We start from the raw sequence: 8,959 nt of genomic DNA, 5'->3' as shown, positions 1-8,959 counted from the left end.
CTTGTCGCGTGCCTGCTCCGGCCGCGCACCGACGAGGTCGTCGTAGCCGCCGACGACCCCGGAGACCCCTCCGACGACGGCCGTGGCCACCCGCAGTCCGGCGGGCGCGCCGAGCACGCCCGTGGCCGTGGCAGCCACGGCGAGCGCCGGCCCGCCGAGCAGGGTCACCGGCCGGCCGGCGTAATTGGTGCGCTGCCATGCCCGGCCGGACTCGGAGCCGGCGAGGGCGGCCGCGCCGGCGAGCGCGGCCCGGCCGGCCGCGACGCCGGCGAGGACGAGCCCCGCCGACCGCGGACGGAGGGCCGCCGCCTCACGGGGTGGAGGCCCCGACCGGCGGCACCGGCTGGGTCTCCTCGCCGGTGCCGTAGGCGCCCGAGGTGCCCGAGGCCTCGGCCCGGAGGGCCAGGACGGCGCTGATCCGGCCGGCCGCGGTCGAGATGTTGTCCACGGTCGAGACGGCGGAGGCGACGTCGGGGTCCTCGCGCACCGTCCCCACGAGCCCGCTCTCGCGAGCCGAGGCGGCGTCGCCGGCCACGACCACGCCGGAGCCGCGCGCGTCCAGGGCGGTGACGAGTTCGACGAGCGTGCTGTTCCGGTCCTCTGCGTGCCTGCCGGTGAACTCGCCGGAGGTGAGCACGAGGGCGACGTTCGCGGCGCTGACCGAGTCGCTGTCGGTCCGCAGGACCTCGAGGGCGGACAGGCCGGCGAGCACGGACGACGTCGCGGCGCTGTCCGGGAACGCGCCGTCCGGCGGCACGAGGAGGACCTGGGCGAGCAGCGAGCCGACGAGCTCCCCGGCGTCGTCGACCTCGGGCAGCGTGACCCCGGCCGGGAGCCCGGACCCCGTCACGTAGCTCTGCAGGCTCGACTCGGAGGAGGGGTCGGTGAACGCCGGGGTCAGGCTGATCTGCCCGGCGACCGTGCCGCCGGCCTCGGCGATCAGAGCGCCGACCGCCTCGATGTCGTCCGTGGCGACGTCGTCGTTGGTGACGACCAGGAGCACGCTGGAACCGGCCAGTGTCTCCTGCACCAGGGCGGGACCGACGGCGGTCTCGAAGTCCTCGGAGGTGTCGAGCTCGCTCTGCAGCTCCCGGGTCTGGTTCTCCAGCGACCGCTTGTCCTGCTCGAGCGTGGACACCTGGCTCTCCAGGTCGTCCAGGATCGGCCCGTTGAGCTGGGTGGTGCCGATGACGATCCCGAGCGCGACGGCGAGGAAGACGGCGATCAGCGACACCAGGTGGTACCGGAAGTCGATCACGAGAAGAGGTTCTCCAGCCAGAACATGAAGCTGTTCCATTGGTCGAGCAGCAGATCGAGGTAGACCCGCCCGGCGGCCGACACCGCGAGGGTGGACCCGATGGCCACGAACGCTGCGAGCACGAGGACCACCAGCGCCGTGGTGGAGATGCGACTGCGGTAGAGCCGGCTGACGCCCTTGGCGTCGACGAGCTTGCCGCCGAGCCGCAGCCTGGTCAGGAAGGTCGAGGCCATGCCGCCGCGCCCCTTGTCCAGGAACTCGACGAGGGTGGCGTGGGTGCCGACGGCGACGATGAGCTTGGCGCCCTTCTCGTCGGCCAGCAGCATCGCGATGTCCTCGCTGGTCGCGGCGGCCGGGAAGGTGATCGCCTCGACACCGAGCTCCTGGACCCGCGGAAGGCCGGGCGCCCGCCCGTCCGGGTAGGCGTGCACGACGACCTCGGCACCCGAGGTGAGGGAGCCGTCGCTCACCGAGTCCATGTCGCCGATGATCATGTCGGGCTGGTAGCCGGCCTCGATCAGCGCGTCGGCGCCGCCGTCGACGCCGATGAGGACGGGCCGGTAGTCGCGGATGTAGGCGCGGAGGGCGTGCAGGTCCTCCTTGTAGTCGTAGCCGCGGACCACGATGAGCACGTGGCGGCCGTCGATCGCCGTGGTCACGTCGGGGACGCCCACGCCGTCGAGCAGCAGCGCCCGCTCGCGCTTCATGTACTCCATCGTGTTGGCCGCGAACGCCTCGAGCTGGGTCGACAACCCGGCCCGGGCCTCGGCCATGGAGGCGGCGATGCGCTCGGCGTCCTGCGCCACGCCCTCGGCGACCACGGTGCCGTCGTCGGCCAGGAGCCGGCCCTCGACCAGGCGGACCTGGGCGCCCTCCTTGAGGGCCCCGAAGACGTCGCGCCCGACGCCGTCGAGCAGCGGGATGCCGGCGTTGACCAGGATCTCGGGACCGAGGTTCGGATAGCGGCCGGAGATGCTGGGCGCGGCGTTGACGACGGCGCCGACCTTGCACCCGACCAGCGCGTCGGCGCTCACGCGGTCGATGTCCACGTGGTCGATGACGGCGATGTCGCCGGGACGCAGCCGCTTGGTGAGGTTCTTCGTGCGGCGGTCCAGCCGCACGGTGCCGGCCACGCCCGGGCCGGTTGCCTGTGCGCGGCCACGTCCGAGAGTGCCGATGCGCATGCCTGGCATGCTCCCACGAGGGCCTGACCGGCCGGTCCTCCGACGCGCGAACGCGATCTTCCACTCACGCAGCGTGTCCGACACCAGGGGGCGCGCGACACGCCGGTGTCGCCGCCGTCGCCGCGCACGCGGAACCGTTACCGAGTCGTGACTAGCGTTGCGGGCGTGACTGGAGTGGCCCGCGTGATGCCCCGTACCGACCCTCTTCCCCCTGTGCCGTCGGAGCCGGCGGCCGACGCCGCTGCCACCGCTCCCACCCCGCTGATCAGGGCGTTCCCCTCCGGCCCGCCGGATCCGGACACTCCGCAGGACGACGGCGACACCCGTCGCGCGGCGCCCGGGCCGGCGGGGGCCGGGTCGGGGACCGAGGACGACGCCGCACCGGCCGCCGGCGGCAGGTCCGGAGCGGCCCGACCCGCGGCGCGCGCCCCGGGTCGACGTGAGCAGCGTTACCAGGAGACGCGGGCCCGGATCGTCGACGCGGCGGCCGACCTGTTCGCCGAGCGGGGCTTCGACGCGGTGAGCGTGGTCGAGATCGCCAAGCGCGCGGGTGTGGTGGAGAAGACGGTCTTCAACCACTTCCCGATGAAGGAGGGGCTGGTCTTCGACGCCGACCCGCCCATGCGGGAGGCGCTGCTCGAGGCGGTGCGGAAGCGCCCGTCCGGCGAGTCGGTGTCGGCGGCGGCGGGCAGCTTCGTCGTCGCGGCCGTGAGCCTGCTGGGCGCCCCGGAGGCGGCCGACGGCGTGGCGCGCATGGCCCGGGTGATCCGCGGCAGCCGGACGCTCCAGGTGCGCGAGCGGGAGATCCTGGGCGAGCTCACCGACGCGCTGGCCGGCCTCATCGCCGAGGAGACCCGGGCGTGGCCCGGCCAGGTCGAGCCGTGGTTGGCCGCGCACGCCGTCCTCGGGCTGTACGCCTCGCTGCTGGAACTGGCCCGCGACCGGGTGCTCGCCGGTGTGGCCGGGCCGGAGCTCGCGGGCGAACTGCGCCGACAGGGCCGCCGGGGCCTCGCCCTGCTCCAGTTCGGCCTCGCCGGCTACGCCAAATCACGGTGATGTGCGCTGCGGACGGCGGGCCCGAAGGGTCCCCGTCCGCAGCTCACGCTGCCGCCCTGCGAGGCGGCCGGACGAGCGGGGCCCGGAGGGCTCCCCGAGGAGGGCCGGGACACGCTGCACGCCCCCGGGGAACGGCTCCTGGCCGCGGTCAGATCACGGAGTGATCTGCAGATCACTCCGTGATCTGCAGAGAGTTCAGCAGCTGGTCGGCGCGGTCCCCGCGGACGTCGGGGTTTCGCGTGAACAGGGCGACGGCGACCATGTACTCGTCGTCGCCCGCCCAGCCGTGCCCGTCGGCGCACAGCCGGCGGATGTGCTCGCGGACCTTCGGCTCGCTGCTGTAGGTGCCGAAGTCCAGCCCCATCGCGAGGAAGTTCGCGACCCGGTAGCCGAGGTCCTCGGCCGTGCGCACCGTGGTGACCGGGTCGGAGTAGCTGGCGACCGCCGTGATCACGTTGTCGTAGTCGGACTTGAGCAGTTGCAGCACGAGGTCGTTGCCGAACACACCGCCCCAGAGCTCGGGCATGAGGATGTCCCGGTCGGGCGCGGGGATGTAGGGCGGGTTCGAGATGACCGTCGAGACGCGGGGACCGCCGGCCGAGTCGGCCTGGTCGAAGAAGTCGCCGAGCTCGACGGTGTAGCGGTCGGACACGCCGCGGGCGCTGATGTTCGCCCGGGCCTCCTCGATCGAGGGGGCGCTGATGTCGTAGCTGCGCACCCGCAGATCGGGCAGCCCGGCCACGACCTCGGCGATGGCGGTCGCGTCGCCGGTGCCCAGCTCCACCACGCCCTCGGCCTCCCACCCGAGCTGTGCCCGGTAGTGCTCGAGCAACATGCAGACCGAGAAGCCGTAGTGCGCCGATTCGTCGGCGGAGGAGAAGCAGGTCACGACGGCCCTCTACCCCGCTGTTCGGTTGCGCACGCCCGAGTTCACCCGGGCGTGCGGTGACCGCCGGACGTCAGGCTCGGGCGTCGGCGGCGACGACCAGCAGCTCCCTGGCGTGCGCCTGGCCGGTGTCGCTGTCGGCCAGGCCGGAGAGCATCCGGGCCAGTTCCCGGACCCGGTCCTCCCCCTCGACCGCGCGGATGTCGGTGGCGGTGACGCCGGCACCGGTGTCCGGCGACTTGTCCACCACGAGGTGTGTGTCCGCGAAGGCGGCGACCTGGGCCAGGTGGGTGACGACGACGACCTGGTGCCGCCGGGCCAGCCTCGCCAGCCGCCTGCCGATCTCTCCCGCGGCCTGTCCGCCCACCCCGGCGTCCACCTCGTCGAAGACCATGACCGGCACCGGGTCGGCCCCGGCGAACACCACCTCGATGGCCAGCATGACGCGGGAGAGCTCACCGCCGGAGGCGCCCTTGTGCACCGGGCGCGCGGGGGCGCCGGGGTGCGCCGCGAGCAGCAGGGCCACCTGGTCGATCCCCTCGGGCCCGGGGTCGTCGGGATGGCTGTCGACGGAGAACGACACCCGGGCGCTCTTCATGGCCAGCCCGGCGAGCTCCTTCCCGACCTCGGCGGCGAACCCCTCGGCGGCCGCGCGCCGGCCGGCCGAGATCTCGGCGCCGAGCCGGTCGACGTCGGCCCGGGCCTCGTCGCGGATGGCGGCGAGCCGGTCGAGGGCCTCGTCGGAGACGTCGAGCTCGGAGAGCCGGCGCTCCGCGTCTGCCGCCCAGGCGAGCACGCCCGCGAGGCCCTCACCCGGCTCGGCGTACTTGCGGACCAGGCCGGTGATCAGCGAGCGCCGCTCCTGCACCTCGGCCAGGCGCGCGGGGTCGGCGTCGAGGTCGGCCACGTACCCGGCCAGCTGACCGGCGACGTCGGACACCACCGCGACGGCGTCGGCGAGGTCCTGGGACAGGAGCACCAGGGTCGGGTCGTCGGAGGAGGACAGCGCCCGCCCGGCGATCGCCAGCGCGGCCGTCGCGTCCTGGGGGGCCTCCTCGGCCCCGAGGTCCCCGGTCACGTCGCCCACGAGGGCCATGCGGGCCTCGTCGGCGGCGGCGCGCAGGGCGTCGGCGTCGCCGAGCCGCTTCACCTGGGTGGCGAGGGCGTCGTCCTCACCGGGCTCGGGCGAGGCGGCCGCGATCTCCTCGAGACCGTGCCGGAGGACGTCGGCGGCCTGCGCCAGCTCGCGGGCCTGCGTGCGCCGCCGGTCGAGCTCGGCGGACGCGGTGCGCCAGCGCTCGTGCGCCTCGCGGTAGCGCTCGAGCGACGCCAGGTGGGCCGGCCCGGCATAGCGGTCCAGGGCCCGCCGTTGCTCGGCCGGCCGGGACAGCCGCAGCTGGTCGGTCTGGCCGTGCACCGCCAGGAGGTTCTCGGCCAGCTCGGCGACGACGCCGACCGGCACGGCGCGGCCGCCGAGGAAGGCCCGCGACCGGCCCTCCGCGCTGACGGTGCGGGCGAGGATCAGGCTGCCGTCCTCGTCGGGATCGGCCCCGGCGTCGGCGGCGCGCTGCCACACCGGCGAGTCCGGCGGCAGGAGCAGCCGGCCCTCGACACCGGCGCGGCCGTTGGCCCGGACACGGCCCGGGTCGGCGCGGCCGCCGAACAGCAGCGTCAGACCGGTGACCACCATCGTCTTGCCGGCTCCGGTCTCACCGGTGACCACGGTGAGCCCGGTGCCCAGCTCGAGGGTGACGTCGTCGATCGCGCCCAGCCCGCGGATCCGCAGCTCGGCCAGGCCCTCCTGCAGGGGGCCGGACCCACCGTCAGCGAGGGGCGCGGGCAGGGCGTCAGGCGTCGTCGCGCGTGCCGGCACCGGCCCCCTCCCCTTCCGCGAGAACCCCGCCGGAGCCGGTGACGACGTCCCGGGCGAGCACGTTGCGGCTGGTGGACAGCTCGTGGCCCGGCCCCGCGTGCCGCGCGTCGCGGAAGCCCCGCACCGGCAGGCCGAACTTGGCCACGAGCCGGTCGCCGAAGGTCGCCGCGTGCACCCGGGCGATGCGCACCGGCCGTGCGGCCCGGCGCACGTCGACCCGGCCGCCGTCCGGCACGTCGACCGTCCGGCGTCCGTCCGCGGAGACGCGGGCCTGGTTGCCGTCGGCGGGGACCGACACCGTGAGGACCGAGTCCGGGCCGGTGACCAGCGGGCGCGCGAAGAGCGCGTGCGCGTTGGTGGGCACGAGGAGCAGCGCCTCGACGTCGGGCCAGACGACGGGTCCGCCGGCCGAGAACGCGTAGGCGGTCGATCCGGTGGGGGTCGCGCACAGGACGCCGTCGCAGCCGAAGCTGGTCAGCGGCCGGCCGTCGATGGAGATGACCACGTCGAGCACGCGCGAGCGCTCGGCCTTCTCGATCGAGGCCTCGTTGAGCGCCCACGTCCCGCCGACGAGGGAGCCACCGGCATCGAGGACGTCGACCTCGATCGCCAGGCGCTCCTCGACGGAGTACTCGCACTGCTCGATGGCGTGCAGCGTCTCCTCGACGGCCTCGGGTTCGGTCTCGGCCAGGAAGCCCACCCGGCCCAGGTTGACGCCCATGAGGGCGGCATCGGTGTACCGGGCCAGCTCGGCGGCGCGCAGGAAGGTCCCGTCACCGCCGAACACCATCACGATCTCGGTGTCGAGAGCGGCCGCCGAGTCGGCCGGCACCAGCTCGGCGCCGGCGATGTCGAGCATCTCGGCCTCGTCCTCGAGCAACCGGACGACGATGCCGCCGTCCTGCAGCCGGGCCGCCGACGTGCGGGCCAGCTCGACGATGTCGCGTCGGCCGGTGTGCACGGTCAGCAGGACCCGCCTTTGCTGCGGGGCGGCGCTGCCCTCGCTGGTCGAACTCACTGGGGTCCCTCCTGGACTGCTCGACGGACGTCGTCCTCCTGCGGCGGGCCGGCATCGCGACGCAGCCACAGGAAGAACTCCACGTTCCCAGCCGGACCCGGCAGCGGGCTCGCCACCACTCCGGCCGTCCCCCATCCGAGGGTGTGCGCGGCCGCACCCACCTCGAGCACGGCGGCGATGCGGTGCTCGGGGTCGCGGACGACTCCCCCGGCACCCAGGCGCTGGCGCCCGACCTCGAACTGCGGCTTCACCATGGGCAGCAGGTCGGCGTCGGGCCGGGCGCACGCCGTGAGCGCCGGCAGCACCAGCTTCAGGGAGATGAACGACAGGTCGGCGACGACGAGGTCGACCGGACCGTCGATCGTCTCCGGCGTGAGCGTGCGGACGTTGGTGCGCTCGTGCACGCGCACCCGCTCGTGGGTGCGCAGGGGCCAGGCCAGCTCCCCGTAGCCGACGTCGACGGCGACGACGTCGGCGGCGCCACGGCTCAGCAGGACCTCGGTGAAGCCACCGGTGGAGGCGCCGGCGTCGAGGGCGCGGCGGCCCTCCACCGGGACGGCAAAGGCGTCGAGGGCACCGAGGAGCTTGTGCGCTCCGCGGGAGACCCAGGTGGGCCCGTCGTCGTCGGTGCGCACCACCACGGGGTCGCCCGCGTCGACGCCGGTGGCGGGCTTGGTCGCGGCCCGGCCGGAGACGGCGACCCGGCCCTCGGCGATGAGCGCGACCGCGTGCTCCCGGGAACGCGCCAGACCCCGGCGCACGAGCTCGGCGTCGAGTCTGCGACGGGCCATCAGAGCCGGTCGATCGTGCCGAGCTCGCGCTGCAGCCGCTCGTGCTCGGCCTCGTACACGGCCACGTGATCGGCGACCGGCCGCTGCTCGAGGTCGCCGAAGCGGTCGGGCGAGGCGGGGTCGGCGGGCGGCTGCGGGACGCCGGTGCGCGCCTCGGAGTCCGCCGCGGGCGGGGGCGGGCCCGGGCGCGGCGGACCCGGCACCGGTCGCTGCGTGCTCGGCTCGCTCATCGTCATCGCCTCTCGAGCGCTGGGATGCCCACCGGCAGGTGCGCGGCCGGCGCACGGGGGCGCGGCCGGTCGACGGTCGGGCACCGTCCGGACGCGCCGAGGTTACCGGTCACCGACCTCGGGCACGGCCCCGGCGGAGCCCGGGCGATAGCGTCTGGCACGCCGTAGACACCGACATCGGTAGGAGATGCGCCCGCGTGGCCACGCTGGACGAAAGCCTGACCGCCCTCCGGGGCGTCCTCGGAGACCTCGCGTCGAACCCGGCCGCCGAGGGGCTGGACCGCAGTGTGAGCTGCCGGCTCACCGACCTGGATCAGGTGGTCGTGGGCCGGCTGAGCTCCGGCGCGATCCGGGACCTGCGGGTCCTCCCCCACGGACCCGAGGTCACCAAGGCCGACATCCGGCTCACGATGACCAGTGACGACCTGGTCGCCCTCACCGCGGGTGAGCTCTCGTTCGGACCCGCCTGGGCCACCGGACGGGTCAAGCTCGAGGCCGGTCTCCGCGACCTGCTCCGCCTGCGCAAGCTGCTCTGAGCCACCCCTAGCCGACCGGGAGCGCCCAGCCCGCCATCGCTGCCGCCGCCCGCTCGTCGCCGGCCGCCAGCCGGGGCACGGCCGCAGCGTGGGCCCGGGCCCAGTGGGCCACGCAGAGCGCCCGCAG

At 74.9% G+C, this 8,959-nt stretch carries 9 protein-coding genes; 2 read left to right on the top strand and 7 right to left on the bottom strand.

The window, feature by feature from the left end; genetic code table 11:
* Nucleotides 1–310 precede the first annotated feature (310 nt).
* Together BN344_RS14220 and steA are read right to left on the bottom strand one after the other, a co-directional pair.
* A complete protein-coding gene (locus BN344_RS14220) occupies nucleotides 311–1,258 on the bottom strand; it encodes a copper transporter (protein ID WP_040339304.1) in 948 nt (315 codons plus the stop codon).
* Complete coding sequence (gene steA, locus BN344_RS14215; protein ID WP_040339303.1) at nucleotides 1,255–2,442, bottom strand: putative cytokinetic ring protein SteA; 1,188 nt, start codon at nucleotides 2,440–2,442, stop codon at nucleotides 1,255–1,257. The genes BN344_RS14220 and steA overlap by 4 nt, the downstream gene beginning before the upstream one ends.
* A 165-nt stretch (nucleotides 2,443–2,607) precedes the next feature.
* Between steA and BN344_RS14210 the strand changes: the two genes are divergently transcribed.
* Nucleotides 2,608–3,498, top strand: a complete 891-nt coding sequence (locus BN344_RS14210) for a TetR/AcrR family transcriptional regulator (RefSeq protein ID WP_231486869.1) — start codon at nucleotides 2,608–2,610, stop codon at nucleotides 3,496–3,498.
* Between the two features lie 172 nt (nucleotides 3,499–3,670).
* Here BN344_RS14210 and BN344_RS14205 read toward each other — a convergent pair whose 3' ends face one another.
* The 5 genes from BN344_RS14205 to BN344_RS20360 all read right to left on the bottom strand — a co-directional run bounded on the left by BN344_RS14205 (nucleotide 3,671) and on the right by BN344_RS20360 (nucleotide 8,296).
* Nucleotides 3,671–4,387, bottom strand: a complete 717-nt coding sequence (locus BN344_RS14205; protein WP_040339302.1) for a methyltransferase — start codon at nucleotides 4,385–4,387, stop codon at nucleotides 3,671–3,673.
* A gap of 70 nt (nucleotides 4,388–4,457) precedes the next feature.
* Entirely contained in the window at nucleotides 4,458–6,257 is a 1,800-nt protein-coding gene (gene recN / locus BN344_RS14200; protein WP_231486868.1) for a DNA repair protein RecN, read from the bottom strand.
* Entirely contained in the window at nucleotides 6,232–7,275 is a 1,044-nt protein-coding gene (locus BN344_RS14195) for an NAD kinase (RefSeq protein ID WP_040339301.1), read from the bottom strand. Before BN344_RS14195 ends, recN begins: the two co-directional genes overlap by 26 nt.
* On the bottom strand, nucleotides 7,272–8,066 hold the full coding sequence (locus tag BN344_RS14190; RefSeq protein ID WP_040339300.1) for a TlyA family RNA methyltransferase: 795 nt from the start codon (nucleotides 8,064–8,066) through the stop codon (nucleotides 7,272–7,274). The genes BN344_RS14195 and BN344_RS14190 overlap by 4 nt, the downstream gene beginning before the upstream one ends.
* Nucleotides 8,066–8,296, bottom strand: a complete 231-nt coding sequence (locus tag BN344_RS20360; protein ID WP_166518247.1) for a hypothetical protein — start codon at nucleotides 8,294–8,296, stop codon at nucleotides 8,066–8,068. The genes BN344_RS14190 and BN344_RS20360 overlap by 1 nt, the downstream gene beginning before the upstream one ends.
* A gap of 197 nt (nucleotides 8,297–8,493) precedes the next feature.
* Between BN344_RS20360 and BN344_RS14180 the strand changes: the two genes are divergently transcribed.
* Nucleotides 8,494–8,832, top strand: coding sequence for an alkyl sulfatase C-terminal domain-containing protein (locus tag BN344_RS14180; RefSeq protein WP_040339298.1), 339 nt, complete (start codon nucleotides 8,494–8,496; stop codon nucleotides 8,830–8,832).
* Nucleotides 8,833–8,959 lie beyond the last annotated feature (127 nt).

Source organism: Candidatus Blastococcus massiliensis AP3, from assembly GCF_000582785.1.
GTDB lineage: Bacteria > Actinomycetota > Actinomycetes > Mycobacteriales > Geodermatophilaceae > Blastococcus > Blastococcus massiliensis.
Note: the sequence above shows the minus strand (reverse complement) of the source record. Positions and strands in the feature narration are given on the sequence as shown.

Coding starts and splice junctions, on each gene's coding strand:
- BN344_RS14190 (WP_040339300.1), bottom strand. CDS start 8,066: ATGGCCCGTCGCAGACTCGACGCCGAGCTCGTGCGCCGGGGTCTGGCG.
- steA (WP_040339303.1), bottom strand. CDS start 2,442: ATGCGCATCGGCACTCTCGGACGTGGCCGCGCACAGGCAACCGGCCCG.
- BN344_RS20360 (WP_166518247.1), bottom strand. CDS start 8,296: ATGAGCGAGCCGAGCACGCAGCGACCGGTGCCGGGTCCGCCGCGCCCG.